Origin of the sequence: Bacteroides sp. OM05-10AA (assembly GCF_003439055.1) — a bacterium.
Classification (GTDB): domain Bacteria; phylum Bacteroidota; class Bacteroidia; order Bacteroidales; family Bacteroidaceae; genus Bacteroides; species Bacteroides intestinigallinarum.
Genome location: NZ_QSUR01000003.1, coordinates 193618 through 210923, shown reverse-complemented (window position 1 = coordinate 210923; position 17306 = coordinate 193618). Strand labels below are relative to the sequence as shown.

11 protein-coding genes are annotated in these 17306 nt (G+C 42.2%); 1 reads left to right on the top strand and 10 read right to left on the bottom strand.

Going from position 1 to position 17306, the window contains the following annotated elements:
- Positions 1 to 6 precede the first annotated feature (6 nt).
- Both DXB58_RS03500 and DXB58_RS03495 read right to left on the bottom strand, forming a co-directional pair.
- Complete coding sequence (locus DXB58_RS03500) at positions 7 to 3117, bottom strand: efflux RND transporter permease subunit (protein WP_122135982.1); 3111 nt, start codon at positions 3115 to 3117, stop codon at positions 7 to 9.
- Positions 3118 to 3125: 8 nt separating this feature from the next.
- On the bottom strand, positions 3126 to 4154 hold the full coding sequence (locus DXB58_RS03495) for an efflux RND transporter periplasmic adaptor subunit (RefSeq protein WP_074557999.1): 1029 nt from the start codon (positions 4152 to 4154) through the stop codon (positions 3126 to 3128).
- Positions 4155 to 4372: 218 nt separating this feature from the next.
- Between DXB58_RS03495 and DXB58_RS03490 the strand changes: the two genes are divergently transcribed.
- A complete protein-coding gene (locus DXB58_RS03490; RefSeq protein ID WP_158571546.1) occupies positions 4373 to 5281 on the top strand; it encodes an AraC family transcriptional regulator in 909 nt (302 codons plus the stop codon).
- Positions 5282 to 5383: 102 nt separating this feature from the next.
- Here DXB58_RS03490 and DXB58_RS03485 read toward each other — a convergent pair whose 3' ends face one another.
- The 8 genes from DXB58_RS03485 to DXB58_RS03450 all read right to left on the bottom strand — a co-directional run bounded on the left by DXB58_RS03485 (position 5384) and on the right by DXB58_RS03450 (position 17280).
- Entirely contained in the window at positions 5384 to 5875 is a 492-nt protein-coding gene (locus DXB58_RS03485; RefSeq protein WP_004309723.1) for a DUF4625 domain-containing protein, read from the bottom strand.
- Entirely contained in the window at positions 5872 to 8031 is a 2160-nt protein-coding gene (locus DXB58_RS03480) for a TonB-dependent receptor (protein WP_122135923.1), read from the bottom strand. Before DXB58_RS03480 ends, DXB58_RS03485 begins: the two co-directional genes overlap by 4 nt.
- Positions 8032 to 8118: 87 nt before the next feature.
- Positions 8119 to 8433 (bottom strand): hypothetical protein, encoded by a 315-nt coding sequence (locus DXB58_RS28395; protein WP_122135922.1) that lies wholly within the window; start codon positions 8431 to 8433, stop codon positions 8119 to 8121.
- A gap of 72 nt (positions 8434 to 8505) precedes the next feature.
- On the bottom strand, positions 8506 to 9462 hold the full coding sequence (locus DXB58_RS03470; protein WP_122135921.1) for a hypothetical protein: 957 nt from the start codon (positions 9460 to 9462) through the stop codon (positions 8506 to 8508).
- A gap of 73 nt (positions 9463 to 9535) precedes the next feature.
- A complete protein-coding gene (locus DXB58_RS03465; RefSeq protein WP_233527224.1) occupies positions 9536 to 11629 on the bottom strand; it encodes a hypothetical protein in 2094 nt (697 codons plus the stop codon).
- A gap of 45 nt (positions 11630 to 11674) precedes the next feature.
- On the bottom strand, positions 11675 to 14242 hold the full coding sequence (locus tag DXB58_RS03460) for a glycoside hydrolase family 2 protein (protein ID WP_122135919.1): 2568 nt from the start codon (positions 14240 to 14242) through the stop codon (positions 11675 to 11677).
- A 31-nt stretch (positions 14243 to 14273) separates the two neighbouring features.
- Positions 14274 to 15692, bottom strand: coding sequence for a DUF5125 domain-containing protein (locus DXB58_RS03455; protein WP_122135918.1), 1419 nt, complete (start codon positions 15690 to 15692; stop codon positions 14274 to 14276).
- A 34-nt stretch (positions 15693 to 15726) separates the two neighbouring features.
- Positions 15727 to 17280 carry a RagB/SusD family nutrient uptake outer membrane protein gene (locus tag DXB58_RS03450; RefSeq protein ID WP_122135917.1) on the bottom strand — a complete coding sequence of 518 codons (1554 nt, stop codon included), beginning with the start codon at positions 17278 to 17280 and terminating at the stop codon, positions 15727 to 15729.
- Between the last annotated feature and the right edge of the window lie 26 nt (positions 17281 to 17306).

Here is a 17306-nt window from a genome sequence, read left to right as displayed (position 1 = left end):
ATTTAATTATTCCAATTCCAGTTTGGCAGACCGACTGCGTTTCCGCGTTGTTCCGCTCATCATCAACCAGTAACATACCGGCATCACAGTCAGAATAAACACCATTGTAATCAGTGTGCCATAGAAAATAACGGTTCCCATCGGCATCCACAGTCCGCTGCCTCCCAATATCATCGGAATGACTCCCATAGAAGCAGCTGCCGATGTCAGGAAGATAGGGCGCATACGTCGTTGTGCCGAATGATAAATAGCCTGATGCGCCGTCATTCTTTCATTATTCCGAAGCTCTTCGGCATAGTCGATCATAATGATGCCGTTACGTACCAGGATTCCCATCAGGCTGACAATTCCCAACACGCAAGTCACACCAAAGTCGACACCCTGTATCAGAATACCGACAGCCGTACCGAATAGGCAAAGCGTCAGGCACATCAACATCATAACTGCCGTACTGATACGTTTAAAGTGCCAAAGAAGAATGAAGAAGATAATCACAACAGCAATGCAGAGTCCTGCCATGATATTAGGCATCTGCTCTTCATTTTCTTCCAGCTCACCGCCATAAGTCAATGTCACTCCCTCCGGCAAAGATAAACCGGACAACTTCTCCTGCACTTTGGCGGTTGCATTCATCACGTTTATTTCACGGCCTACTTCCGCCATTACAGTAATGGTCCTGATTCCGTTGCGGCGTACAATCTGTCCATCGTTCCATACAGGAACAATCTTTGCAATCTGGCGTAAAGGTACAGTTGCCAGTCCGCCGGATGCGGCAATCCGCTCGTCTCCGAGGTCCTGATAGCGGGCAGAGTCTGCTTTGGTGCTTTTCAGCACAATATTGATATCATAATCGCCTTCCCAGGCAGTGGCAACGGGAAAACCACTTCCGTAGCGCATAGCAAGTGCCGTTTCCAACGAAGCGTTCGTTATTCCCAGCCGGATGGATTCATCTTCATCCAGTTCAATCCGGGTAGCTGCCAACGGTTCATTGAAGTTAGTCCGTACCAGTTCCAGTTCCGGCATTGTACGCAGGATCTCCACAATTCTGTCAGCCTCATTCTTCAATACGGAAAGGCTATCGCCACTGATACGCACTTCCACAGGATTGACCGCCTCACTATATCCTAATTGTTTGAAACGCACTACGGCTTCCGGAAAATAACCCGAATATCGGGGAGTATATTCATCCAGAAGTTCCAGTGTGGCATCTACTCCGGTCGTATTCACGATAAATTGGGCAAAGTTGCTTCCTCCCATTTGTGGTGCATACGAGTTTTGGAAACGGGGTGAAGAAGTTCCTTTAAAAGAAGCTACCGATAACACCCGGGAATCCTGACGGAGAATATGCTCCAGGCTATCTGCTACCTGTGTCGTTTTCTCTACTGCCGTGCCGGTTGGCATATAAATCTCTACGGCAAACTGATCCCGTTCTGCGGTAGGCATCAGCTTTTGCGGCAAACTTCCCACCAGCACGATGCCTACAACAACAGAAAGTACCCCTAAACCAATCGTTATCCGTGGATAAGCGAAACATTTATCCAAGAGCCAGTTGTATCCAGTCTGCAAGCTGTCCAAAAAAGAAAATTTCTTCTTTCCGCCCTCTGGGAACTCACTTTTAACAGGCTTCCGGATAAAGTAAAACTGCAGAAAAGGAACCAACAGTTCGGCAACCAGCAATGAAATCATCAGTATCAAGGTAGTAGCCCACGGAAAGCTCATCAGGAAGTCATGTGTCATGCCCGTCATTGTAAACAGGAACGGGAAGAAAGTAATACTGATAGCCAAAGTTGCCGAAAATATAGATTTGAAGAAATGAGTGGCACTCTCAATAGAGGCATGCCAACGGGACATTCCTTCCGATATTTTTTCCAGATAGCTATCGATTATCACAATAGAGTTATCCACAATCATTCCCAATGTAACGATCAGTGCTGCCAATGTTACCGTATTCAATTCAATACCAAAAGCGTAGAATAAGCCCAGAGAAATAAATATAGTGACGGGGATGGTGGATGCCGCTACCATCGCCACTCTGAAGGGCATCAACAGCATTACTACAATAATCACAGCAATAACGGCAATCAACAGTTCTTTCAGGAAAGTGATTACACTGTCGTTCACTACCTTACTCTGATCGGTAATCTTAAACAGTTGCACGTCCGACGGTAAGGTTTTCTCATATTCCGCCAGCACTTCTTTCACCTCATTACCCATACGGACAATATTCTTATCTTTCTTCATTTCCACACTAAGAAGCAGGCATTTTTTACCATTGTTCGTAATTACCGATTCCGGTACAGGGTATTCTTTTACAACTCTTGCTATATCTTTCAGGCGAACCGTATTTCCCATCGGATCGGAATAAACAATCATCTCCTGCACATCCCGCAGTGTATTCAGAGATTTAGCAATATAAACGGGAGAGATGTAGTCGTCAGTTTTTATCCGTCCGGCAGTGGTCGTAAACCCTTTTGTAAACAGGGTTATTGCAAGGGTTTGGTCGTTAATTCCGTAATGAGACAGGCGGTCACTATCGAGATAGATCGAAATCTGTTCTTGCTGCATACCGTACGTGTTCAGCCGTCCTACACTTTCTATCCTTCTCAATCTGTCTTTCAGCCCGTCCATATAGGTGTTCAGTTCGCGATAGGTTTTGTCCCCGCTCTCCATCGTAACCAGCAAAGCCGACGTATCGCCAAAATCATCCATCACCTGAACAGCCAACACTCCTTGCGGCAATTCACTCTTAAACTGCCCGACTCCATGTTTAAACTTGCTCCAAAACTCATCTTTATTATTCAAGTCATCATTCAACTGTACCTGAATAATCACCATGCCATCCTTACAGGTAGAATGAGTTTTTGCTTTCTTCACCTCTTTATAACTGAATATGTAGTTTTCCAAAGGCTTGGCCACCTGCTCTTCCATTTCCGCAGCAGTAGCTCCCGGATACACAGCGGCAACAACTCCCTGCCGGATCGTAAAATCGGGAAACTCATTCTTTTTCATCTCGGACAGTCCGTAGACTCCAAATGCCATCAAACAACAGGTAATCAAAATAATAACCTGTCGGTAATGCATCGCCCACTCAACGACGCTACGCTTCTTTGTCTTCATTTCCTTTTTCATTTTTCCGTTGTAATCCGTGTCTGCACACTTACTTTCTGCTGTCCTTCAACAATCACTTCATCTCCGGAAGTCAGTCCGTTTTTAATCACTACTCCCCGATCGGTCAGTTCTCCTGTCTGCACCATTCTTTTTTCTGCTCTCCCGTGTGTATTCACCCACACAAACGAACGGTTATTTTCATCCAGCTGAACAACCTGAACCGGCAGCACAAATGCCTTCGCTTCTCCCTCCGATTTATTCATATACATCTGACAAATCATACCCGGCATCAATACCTGTTCCGGATTATCTACCAAAACTTTTACTTCATACGAACGGGACAAAGCATTTGCCGCTACTCCTTTCTCAATGATACTGCCTTCAAACACCCGATTATCCAACGCAGGAACCATAATCCGGGCAGTCTGTCCAATCCTGACTTGTGCTATTTCATTCTCGGGTACAGCCACTTTGACTTTCACCTGATGAATAGTGACCAGTTTTACAACCGGCATTCCCGGCATCACATTCTGTCCGGTTTCCACACTCTTTTCTGAAATAATACCGCTAAACGGTGCACACAACCGGCAATCGTCCAGACTCTTTCTGGCAATCTGTTCGGAAGCAGCCGCCTGTTTCAATTTACTCTGTGCTTCCACCCACTGTATTTCAGGCAGACTGCCATTGTCGTGCAACTGTTTCAACCGCTGATAAGCATCTTCGGCTTGAGCAAGCAACGCGGCAGATGCATTATAAGTGTTCTGCAAAGTAGACTCGTCTACCGTAGCAATGATTGCTCCTTTCGCGACCCGCTGACCAACTGTTACCGCTATCTGCCCTATCGTTCCTCCCACCGGGAAACTCAAAGTAGAACCTGTCATTTCTTCGATAGTTCCCGAAAATCCCTGCGTGCCATTCAACGGGATTTCTTCCATCGTCACTACTTTTACCTTCACAGGTTCCATCTCTGTCGTCTCTCCTGTTTGTTTGCATCCCATCAATAGCATGCCGAACACTAATGTTACCCAATAATAGCTCTGTTTCATTTTAGTTTTCATTTTACTGATTACATCATTTTCTTTTTTCGCCTGCGAAGATGTAGATTTTTCGAACAGTTGCAGTGTTCTTTAAAAGCCAGCAAGTGTTCCATTTTTCAAGAAGATATGCCTAATAAGAAAAACAGAACACTATCTCCGCCAAATCGGACGCATCATCTTTGGAAATAATGACCATATTTGCAGAAATAATAAGTAAGAATGGAACAATGGAAATGAAAGAGAGCAATATTATCCATGAGATAAATATGGATAATATCAAAAATGAGGAAGCCTTGGTTGGTCTACTGAATTATATGGACGGAGACATTGCTATTGCAGATGATATCAGGGAACTGCCCTACAATGATAATTCTACCATACAACTGAATATGCTGATTATTATCATGTGTATCAAAGGTAAGTTGCAACTGGATGTCAACAGTAATACGTATGTGGTTCATTCGAACGATCTTTTGTTTTGCCGTCCCAATATTTTATGCAACAATTACATGCTTAGTCCGGATTTTGAAGGAAAAATAGTGGGATTCTCCGAACGCATTCTCCAACATTTCTTTTTCAACAGCAGGAATATCTGGAACAAAGCCTTATATATCAGCAAAAACCCCATTATACATCTGAATGAAGAAAAACAGAGCAGTTTTGAACATTACTATGAATTGATTAAACTGAAAGTCAACCAACCGCCACACATCTATCATAAAGAGATTATGCGTTCTCTCCTGCAAGCTGCCCTTTACGAATTACTGGTGGATTTGGATAAGCTCATATCATCTGACGAAGACAATTTGATGAGACAGGGAGATATTCTGTTCAAGAACTTTATGAAATTACTAGAGCAGACTAAAGGAAAAGAACGTTCGGTGGCATACTATGCCAAAGAGCTGTGTGTCACTCCTAAATATTTATCTTATGCCTGTAAAGTTGCCAGTCAGAAAACGGCTTTGAAATGGATACATGACTACACGACGGAAAATATCAGGTATATGTTGAAACACTCCGAGAAATCGATCAAAGAGATTTCTGACGAACTGAATTTCCCCAATATTTCTTTCTTCGGAAAGTATGTGAGAGCCCATTTCGGGATGTCTCCAAGAGAAGTGCGGAAGACTTTTTGATATACGACGGTTTCCATATAAAGAATTCCCCTTTATTTCAGCCTTTCCAACTTACAAGCCAGGCTAAAATAAAGGGGATTTCTCCGTGTTCAGCAAGTTGTCTTATTCATCATGGTGATGGTCTTCGTCTTCCACCTCATTACTCAATTTGATATTGCGTGCGATATAAGATTCGTTACCTGCGGCATCCGTGCAATAAACCATCAAATGATAATCTCCTGCAGTAGCATTGGCCGGTATTACAATATCGTGATGATGAATATGGGCGGTTTTCTGTCCGGACACATCGTAGGATCTGTTGAAACTAAAATCTACTGTTTCCTGTGCAGCCCTGCTATTACCTCCGTGTGAATGGTGGTCGAAATTACTATGAATTTCAATCTTATAGGATTTCAGCATGACATCATCCGACAAATCCATTTCAAAATGAACCCCATGTTCGTTTCCTATCTCCAAAGCCTGACCTTCTTCCGGTTCGTGAAGTTCAATCAGAGGTTTGGTCGTATCGCTGGAGTCATCATTATCACAAGAGGAAAACATGAAAGTAACTGTTGCCAAAAGGCTAATCATTGGGAGATAAAATTTATTTTTCATTTCAGTAATTTTTTAAATGGAACTTTGATTAATATCTGGAAGTTACGTCCCGGTTCGGGGATTTCAACTTTCCTGTAAAAACTAAGATGATTGTAATATCGGGTATCGAATATATTCCGGGCGGTCAGGGTTATTTCAATCTCATTGTTTCCACCTATCGGAATATTCAATGAACCACCCAGATGAAAGAGATTTGCTCCGGCTGTACGGTCTTCGTTACGGTCCACTCTATTTTGCCGGGCAATGCTCTGCCATTCTGCATACAGCATATACCGATTCTTTTGCCAGGTTAATGTATTGCGCATAACAGGAGGTGGCGAGAAACTCAATGGAATATGTTCATCACAATTATAGGTGTAAACGTATTCAGCGGAAATCCGATAATTGAAGTTACGCAGAAAATCAACATCTACGGTAGCTTCAGTTCCTGCAAATAGCGCTTCTGCTCCGGTATAGCGATAGATTTGTCCGGCATGAGGCAATACAGACCACTCTCCGGTAGGACGCAGAAAGATGTAATTGCTGAACCAACTGACAAATGGAGAGACGGAGAAAGAAATTCCCCGGTACTTCAGATGATAAGAAGCGTCCAGTTGCCAGCCTTGTTCGGACTTTAGGTTTGCATCTCCCTGTTCATGGCGGAAAGTGCCGTGATGTACACCGTTGGCAGCCAACTCATTCGCACCGGGCAGGCGGAAACTACACCCGATATTCACCTTTACCAGATGTTTGTCGGAGGGAGTCCATACCAATCCCAGAGAAAGAGAATAATCACCGTAGTGCTTATTCACAGAGTGACTGTTCCACTTGTAGAAGTCTATCTGTTCCGGATCATAGCCCTGTTTCCGAAGATAATCGGCAAGGTAAGTATCTTCATGCGAAGAGATATTCATATATCCGTAGTCATATCGCACTCCTCCGCTGACGGAAAACACATTGTTGGGCCTGTATGTCGTAAGCCAAAGCATTCCGGTAGTGAAACGGCGATATTCAGGCAGTAAAAACGAATAGCCGGAAATATCGTTCCGTTGATGTTGTCCATCCCACCCCAATGTATGTTCCCACGAAGAAGAACCAATAAAACGAGCTTTCACCGAAGCACTAAAAGTGTTCAGATTAAAAGCAAGTTCCTTGTCGGGGTCTTTCTCCGGTACGGGTTGCGAACCGTAGTGAGTATGGAAAGCACTCCACTCTTCACGGTGATTGTTCTGGAAACCTAAATCGCCTGACAAGATCAGTTTCTCCCATGCATATTGCTGGTGGGTAGTCACTTTCAGGTGATTCACTTTACTGAATGGCAATTCAATATTACGGCTGTCTCCATCATCTTCCACACGTGACGCATCGGGTATGCCATGTGCCCCCGGGAAGAATCCCGTCTTTTGATATACATTACTCACAGCATAATTCGCTTTATAGGCTCTTCGTTGATATTGGGTAAAAAGTCCGATATTGCGTTCAATGCCTGCTGTATTCTTGAGTTTACGCCCATATATGGGAATTCTTTGTGTCAGGTAGACAATAGAATCCGTCGGAATACGATAGTCACCGAAATGTTGTTCCGAATAACGGATATGGGAGTACCAGGCATTCTTCCTGATTCCCAGCATCAGTGATCCTCCGATGGTTCCATTGACTGATTTACCCAGCAGTGTGACATCTCCGAATACACGATTATCAGCAGGAACAGCCGACGGAACAACATCAATCACTCCTCCCATTGCATCACTGCCATAGAGCAGTGAAGAGGGTCCTTTCAATACATTGACTGCTCCGATATTGAAAGCATCCAGTTCTAGTCCGTGATCGGCTCCCCATTGTTGTCCTTCCTGTTTGATTCCGTTTTCCAATACAGCAATCCGGTTGAATCCCATTCCGCGAATCATCGGTTTGGAGAAGCCCGAACCAATATCCATTGCCTGTACTCCGGGAATATTCTCCATCGCCTGCATGAAGTTTCCAGTAAAATGTTTGCGCAAAAAATCCTGATCGGCTACATCAACCGTAAGAGCAGACTTTTTCGCTTGACGTTGCTGGTACGTTTCGGTTACCACAACATCAGGCAAAAGCATGCTCTTGATTGAATCGGATTTCTGTGCATGGACGGATAAGGTTACAAATAGCCCTATTACGCCCGAAATAATTCCGATACGCATCAATTACAATCTTTTATTTAATGTGTAAAATGAATGTGAGGATAGATTGAAAGCCAATCTATCTCCATTGAAAATATGAATATGTAATCATGCGAACGGAGGCCCGCGTAAATGATGCGAATAAGTTCGTTTGCAAACAACCTTATCCTGGTAAATAATCGGCTCGTAAGGCACGAGCGTCAGTGTGCAATGAAATTCTATCGGTTGAGGTTCAGTAAAGAAAGAAAGGGAGTATTGGCAGATCGCACAATCATCAGATGATTGGTGAGAATGCTTTGCATGGGAACACGACTTTTCATCCTCACTTCCATGATAGTGAAAGGTCTTCACCACAAAGAAAGGAATGAATGTCATGAATAACATCCATGCTATATATACCCTTATATTTTTCTTTTGATACATTCTCCCTCTATTGATTAATAGAATAGCGGGACAAATATAACAGTATGAAAAATAATCAGCAAGTTATACATCTTAATATGTGTTATCAGTAATAGAGTTCACCTCCCTTAATGTCCAAATCTCTTCATATTCATAAGCCTCTCCCGGCTTTAGCTTAACCATAGGACTGTTCGGTTCCATTTCCAAAAATTCATCATTAAAATAAATCATGTTAGGAAAACACACCTGCAAATTATTATCATATTTCCCCTGTGGAACATACTTATTTTGTTTGATATACAAATAATCACTGAACTGATAGAAATACATACCGTTTGTAGTATTTATCCCATATTTCTTTTGTTCGTCTCCTCCGGGAAATGCGGTAAAATAATGATTCTCTACATGAATACGTTCTTGCGAATGATAAGAGGGAATTAATGTATCTGCTGATAATGAAATCTCACTAAATCCCAATGGATATTGTGAGCTTGGAATCGCTTCGCAATAGTAAATCCCACCGGCAGGCAGCAATGTACGTGTCCAGAAACAATATTCAACCTCCCCATTTGAAATATTAGACATTCGCTGTTTAATATGCAGAACCGGCTGCTTCTCTTCCAAAAAGTAAATCCGCTCCACCTGAATACCCATCGCCTGTGAGGGATGGCTGACCAAGCGCAATTTATCTTCCTCAATAAAGGTTTGATAAGGTCCTGCCCAAATTGAATCATGGATATTCTCCGTTTTACGTTCATTACCGATATCAAATCTACCGGCATCAGGACTTCGTCTTGTTCGTATATAGTTCTCTACAGTCCAGCCGTTGATAACAGAATCACTCCACAATATATTATCTCCACGACTCTCTAAGCCGAAATATAGAATTTGTCCGCCATACGTCGGATTAACAATTACAGAAACAACCCTGTTAGATAGCTTAAGGCAGTTCTCCCACCCTCTGTAAGAAACTGTATCAACCTCCTGAACCGGACAATGTGAACAGGATAAACAGAGAAAAAACAAAAGAATGAATAGTATATATCTCATAAAAGGCCAGCCTCTCTTGATTTATTTTAATTCCTTTGGAGAGGATTTGAGAAGTCCTCTCCAAAGGATCATTTTATACCGGAATAATTTCGACAGAGAATGTAGAAGATATTGTTTTATTAAGCCAGATTACGAGGCTTCCTCCTACTTTATCACTCAAATAGTCACTATCAGACACCAACGTCTTTCCATCAACCTTGACCGTTACATTTCCGCTTCCGGTCCAATTATCAATTCTAAATACAGGATTCTTCACTGCGCCGGTAGGGTTACAAGTAAACTGACAACTTCCCGTACCTGTCGTTTTCATCAAAACCATCTCCCGTTTGGAATACCCTGTTACATCCGGATTATAAGAAACTCCGTTCAGATTCGTCGGGCTTCCCATATACAACCACCCTCTTGTATACGCATCTATATCAGAAGCCGCATCAGGTTGATTGATACCCAACAGCATCAAATATACTCTATATTTATTTCCATCCGAATTAATCTGATAAGCAGTATTCCAGGAAACGTCCCCTTTAGCCTCCACGCCAATCAATGAAGAATGAGAGACCTGTGACGGCCAGGTAGCCGTTGACTTATCATAATCCCCATAACGGGCATTTAAATAGGGTTGTTTATCTACCGGCCAATGAGACATCTGATAATTTATATCATGCCAGGTCAAGTCATTCTCAATCGGCAACGGAGAGACTTCCGGACGTTCGGGAGTATAAGAGAAAACAGAAAAAGCATCAGGAGCATTATTTAAATGAGCAGTATAGATTTGCTCTTTCCAGTTTTTCACATTCTGGTTGACTTCATCAAATGGTTTAGCCGGATAAAGATCATACCGGTTGCCTGAAAGATTAGAAATACTAAAAGCCGGTTGTTTCACATGATCTGACGGAATGGATGAACTGCCGGAAATAACCATGGGCTCACTCAACTCATGATAGCGATAATAAGCCTGTCCCGCCTGTTTCTGAATATACTCGATGCGTCTCACGCCTACTCCGTCAGCATAGAAAGTATAATACTCGTCTACTTCCGGATATATCCCGTCAGGATAAGGAGCCTTATAATCCGGATTTACCAACGCATAATGGTACTTAACCACTTTCCTTACTTTATTATTCTCTATGATATCCACTTTCGCATGCGCCAACAAACGATCCGACATTGGCTCGAAGCATCCTTTACTCAAATCCGACCATGTTTCAGCAAACTCATAACAATAAAGCAATTCGTTATTCATGTGCCAAGCAGGTACAAAGTTTGCTTCCGACCAGAAAACAAATTGTCTGTTTTGTGCAGCAGCCGGGCAATGTTTCGGATTGAAACTGATTACCGTCGCATCCCCCGGAAAGCCGGCCCACGTAAAATCACGCTGTTTCACATCAAATTCCGGAGAGGACTCCACAACATCTTCAGCCGAAAACTCTTCAAAACGAATATCTGAAAAGTTCACTTCTGTCGAGTTTTCATTACCATTCCTGACTATCGGACAAATAAAATAGTTCTGTCCCTGTCCTCCCCAATCTTTCGATTGAGCAAGTTCAATCCAGTTCTCATGAAATTTCCCATCAATTTCTTTTCCAACACTCACATAAAAATGAAAGAAACCGGATATCTTATTCCTGATGATACGTGCCTTACCTGTAGAAGCTGTAAAAGGAACAGAAAAATAGCTATTATTGAGAGGTATGGAATAACGGAAAGAATAATCGTTTTTATTTATCTTCTTCGTATGATCCAAAACGTTATCTATTCCGTCCTGACGATCCAATACCCGTACGGTCGACACACCGGATTCTGTACACACACTCACCGAAGTATAATTATTGAAATCCGGTTTCCCGTTCTTCTCCCGGACAATAGCCAAGCCAAAGTTAGTTGTTTTATCAGCTGTTACCTCCGCAATAAAATGTCCCTGCGCAATCTGTGGCAGACAAACACCATAAGTAGAATTCTTCCCGTTTAACCCTATTTTTACAGAGGAACCGGAAACATCAAAACGACCATTAGCCCCTACCGTTAAAGCGATAGGCTGATACTCCGTAACCACAGGAGGAGCCGGTTTTTCTTCTGGATTAACCGGCATATAGGGATCATCCAAAGTGCAAGCTATCAGGCTGGAAAGCAGACAAGCTGCCAATATATTATTCATTATCTTCTTCATTTTTATTATGTATTAATAGGTCCGATTGAGATATACATTTCACAATCAATTGACTTGATTTACCGAGAGATATTTCAATTGCTTCTCAAAAGCCGCCGCTGAAAGATGAGTCTTCACCTGAACCACTTCCTCTTTTCCCGGTATCAGCGTTACGTAATTCTGCTCAAAGAAACTTTCATCGTCATCTACATAAAGATAAAGCCCTCTAATCAGTGCAGAAGAACGAAGCCGTAAATTGACTCCTTCATTGGTTTTCTCCACCGTTATAATAGGAGTAACCTTTGAATAGGCATATTGATTGGAATAGACCGGATAATAGATGTTCGAAGAAACCGTTTTACCATTTTCATTCAACGTCACATAAGTGAAAACTTCGTTCTCTTTCTTACCTCCATAAAGTTCCGTAGCTGTTATCGAAGCCACATCTTCACACCCATTAGCACCCAAATCAAATGAAACTTTCTTTGAGAACACCGTCTGTCCCTCCAAAGTCAGAGTCGTTATCTCCAACTCTCCTTTCATCTTTTGCAAACGATCGGAGATGACCTTGAATACGACTTGTTTTCCGGAAGCATAAGGAGAAACCAATACCTCGTCATATGCATCGCGGGCATAATACTGTAAAGCCTTCCATCTGCCATAATAATCAATACTTGACCACGAAGCTACCGGCCAACAATCATTAATCTGCCAATAAAGTGTTCCCATACAGTAGGATTTTGCACGACGATGGGCTTCAATTCCAATTTTCACCGCCTCCGCCTGCAAATACTGGCTCATATAAACAAATTCACTAAAATCATCGGGAACTTTAAAATATTTCTCCATATACATCTTCATCATATTATTCCCGAAATTCGGATCACGAGTCTGGTCATTGCGGGCACGCTGATGAGACAACATAACTTCCGAATCCAAACGCAAATCATGTTCACTTGCAAAACGACGGATGGTGCGCATCTCCGGATAAGACTGGAAACCATACTCACTCATAAAGCGACCTATGTTTTTAGCTTCCGTGTACTCTTCAAGCCATCCTCCTTTCCAGACAGACCAGAAGTGTACATCTCCCATATTATAATCTATATTATTATAGCCGGTCACAGGAGATGTCGGGTGATAATACCTCGTTTCATCCACAGCCTGTATCGCTTCCGGAATTACGTCATAAAAGAGTTTATGCAGATTACTCTGATAAATTCTGTCTTCTTCGGACGTATAACGATCTTTCCATCCCCATCCGAAATATGAAATCTCATTTTCATTGTTTCCATTCCAGAGTGCAATACAAGGATGATTACGCAAACGTTTCACATTGTCCTTCACTTCCTCGGCCACACTATTCAAATAATGCTCGTCAGCGGGGAACATACCACAAGCAAACATCATATCCTGCCAAACAAGAATACCGTATTTGTCACACATCTCATAAAACGCATCCATCTCATAAATACCTCCGCCCCAAATACGCAACATATTCATATTCACATCAGCTGCCGACTTGATGATATATTCGTACCAACTTTCAGGCACCCTGTTCGGAAAATTATCCAAAGGAATATAATTGGCTCCTTTCATAAAGACCGCTTCTCCATTCAGCTTTACAAACATCGACTGCCCCTGTTCATCTTTTTCACGAACTATTTCCAATGTACGGATACCCGTCTTTACACGGTCTGTCACCTTACGTCCTTCTTTATCCAATACAATATCAAAATCATACATCCGGGGATTGCCTAATCCGTTAGTCCACCATAATTCAGGATTCTTCACTTCGAAGTCTACCCGTACCGTGTTCATCCCTTTAGTTAATGCTACTTGTTTACGAACAGCCTCTTTCTTATCATATCCCACCGTAAATGTTACCTTCGTATCTTCATCACTCATCACCGTGCAAACAGCCTCCATCTTCGCTTTTCCCGACTCCAGTTTCCGGGTAATAATTTGGGTTCCATCGATATGGATATCATCCCAGTATTCCAGATAAACATCTCTCCAGATACCGGTAGTAATCAAACGAGGGCCCCAGTCCCATCCATAATTATATCCGGCTTTGCGGGCATAAAGGCTTAACATAATATCCGACTGATCATTATTAGGCCATGCCTGCAACTGGAAAGGAGACGCCAGGTACTTAGGCATATCCACCTTAAATATAGAATGGAAATAGATACGGATAGTATTCTCCCCTTTCTTCAAATAAGGAAGAGGATTCAAAGTCCATGTACGAAACATATTGTCACACTTCATCACCAGATAATCATTGATATAAATATCGGCATACGTATCAAGTCCGGCAAAAACTAGCTGTACATTGGGCGCTTGAAGCAGAGCCTCATCTACTATGAAAGTCTTTTTATATTCCCAATCCTTTTCTCCAATCCATTGCAGGGATTTCTCATTTACTCCGTAAAACGGGTCCTTTATCATACGATTATTCATCAAATCGGTATGTACGGCTCCGGGCACTTGTGCCGGGAGCCAACTTTGAGATATAGATTGCTTGAACTGCCATTCATCATTCAGACTGATCCGGCTTTTGTTTTTCGCCGTAACAGGTATCAAACAGGTAAATAACATAAGCAACAATATATATTGAATCTTTTTATGCATAATACAAATTAGTTAAATGATAAGTGATTGCTTAATCCCGGTCACTCTCTACCAGAATAGTACTCTGAAAACGAGTTGCATTTCCCGATTTCGGGACAATAAATGTAATCTTGGCAACTGCTGATTTATAACTCGTGTCATCGCCCAACGAAGGTGATATATTATAATTTCCCGGTTTACCGCTTTCTTCTACGGCTTTAAAGTTGTCATCTTCAAACGTTATATTCGGACAAGAGAACTCACCTCCCCAGTCTTTCTGATTATAGAATTTGAATTGAACCCATTTACTGACAATGACAGTCTGTGAATAGACAGTTTGGGTAGCATCTTCCGATACTTTACGGAAAATAACTGCATTATTAAAATCCCAATCCGGATTATAGTTCCACAATTCCGGGCGACCGATTCCCCAACCATTCACAAACAAAACTTCCGGATAGGAAACATTAGTAGTTAACGGATTTTCCGCACTCTCTACAAAAACAAAGTTGAACATCGTATTCATATATAACGTCACATTACCTGTCTGCCCGATATACATCAACTTATCTCCTTCCAGTTTAAAGAAATCCGGATCAAACTTCAACACATTGAGATCAATCAATTCTGTCCTCACTTCTTCACCGTTTGTCAAAGAAACATTCTGGGCACGAAGTGTATTATTTACAAAATCATTATCCGACGCATTCTTCTTATACAGCATGAAGACAACATCATTTACTGTCATTTCCTTTTTCAGAGGTGAAATCTCAAAAGAAAAAGCATCGAATACCACCTCTCTCACTTTCTCTTCCGTACTTTGTGAATCACAAAGGGAAACCGGACGCGACGAAGCCAACTCACAAGTATTCGTACTGGCATCAAATCCCCATACCATTCCTTTCTTTTCCGGCTCGCTATATATAAACACATTTGTATTATTCGGCAAGTCTACAGTAGCCTTATATAAATAAGGAGTTAACGGATTACTTTCATCCCTTTGCAGCACAATTTCTTCCCCTGTTTCACCAACCACTAAATATAATTGTGCAAAATCCGGCCTTTCCAATGGAATCTCGTAAGATTGTTCTGCTGTTTTCACATTTTTATTTGTAGCCACAACCTCCAGAGAAGCAAGTTGCTCGCCACACAAACGTCCGAACGGCACTTCGATTTCCTCTTCCACTTTCAACGTCTTTTGATTATTTCCCGGAAGAGTTTTGGAATAAAGCACCGCCTGATTGGCAACCAAGCGTATTTCTACGTGCGACAAAGCATCTGCATCCGTCACCTCCACGTTCAATTTTACCGACCCACCATATTGCAACTGTTCCTGATTCAAGGACAATTTTCCAATAACAGGTGCTTCGGCAGACGGATCGAAAAACATTTCATCCTGATTCTGGCAAGAAACAGCCAGTAGCCCGATAAATATATAGAATGAAACAAGCTTATATAAATTCGTTTTCATATTTCTTCATTTAAAGATTAATAAAGGAAGAGGATTAATTATATCCCGGATTTTGAGTTAGGTTCGGATTACGATCCCTTTCTTCCTGCGGAATAGGCATCAGCAACATGTGTGCGGGAAATTTACCCGTAACAGTCGTTTGCTCTCCATCCACAATTTCCGACCACGTCAGACTTGACAGGGTGCTTTGAGCAATTCCATAACGTTTCAAATCAAAGAATCGCTCTCCTTCGTAAGCCAGTTCCAAGCGTCTTTCTTTCAAAAGAAGCCGGGTCAGTTCTTCTCTTGAACTGGCATTCAATTCTTGAAGTCCGACACGGGTACGAATCTTTTGCAGATTGGGTTCCGCTATTGCAGTTGCCGGACCGGACAAAGCATTGACTGCTTCTGCATGCAACAAAACAATATCAGCCAGACGGAAAATATAGATCAAGTCTCCGCAATCCCATCCTACCCGGTTCTTTGCCCTGCACTTGTAAGGGAAAGGCAATGTACGGGTTTCCCATTGTCCATTCTTCAGTTGCGCATAATACTGGTCGAACCAAATATTGTTAATGTCCTCAAAGATGACCGTAGAGTTTTTACGAACCTGATCTCCTTCATCATCAAAAGCTTTCAGCAAACTTTGGGAAGGTGTCAGATATTTACGCCAATTCTGCTCTGTCATGGAAGGAGGCAATAGAAGAACAGGTACGTAATTATTTTCCGTACTGTTGGCGATATACTGTACAGCCAGAATTGTCTCACTATTATTACGATGTTCATCATCAAACAGATGGTCATACGTATCCACCAATCGGTATACCGGCGAATTCATCACTGCTTCCGAATAGGTCTTCACCTTATCCCATTCCACATTGCCGGGTGCACCTTTCGTTGCATACACTTTTGCAAACAAAGCGTTAACCGCCCCTTTACTGGCAAATCCCCTGGTTTCAGCTTCCGTAGCACGCTTGTCCGGTAAACGGGTCAACGCAAATTCCAAATCTTCAATGATACGTGCATAAACTTCCTCTTCCGAATCGGCACGAGGCACTTGCACATCAGCCGGAGCAGTGCTTCCGGTAGTAGTCACAACAGGCACACATCCCCAAGTCTTTACTAAGTTAAAATAATGCAACGCCCGCAAGAAAGAAGCTTCTCCAAGCATTTCTTCACGTTTACTCACTCCGGTAAAAGCTTCTGCGTCCAACAACGGATCATTAATTTGAGGTATATATTTCAAAGCTACGTTACAACGCATAATACTTCCGTAAAGCGACTTCCATGATTTCATAACAACCGCATTACGGGGAGTCAGGTCGCGTAAGAACACATTATTGATATCCACATCATCACCACCACTGTATGCATTATCCGCAAAACAGTCTGCAAGAATCATATAATACCACATATAATATTCTTCATGCCCCTTCTGTATTCCGTCATAGCAACTGATAATCAGTGCTTCCGCATCTTTTATGGAAGTAAAAGCATTGGCTTCGGTCAGTTCTCCCTGCGGTGTTTCTGTCAGGAAACTATCACAGGAGGTCAGCCCTACATTGAGCAGCAAAGCTGCGGATATAAATATAGAATATATCTGTTTCATGTCTTTTTTAGATTTAATGAGTTGAA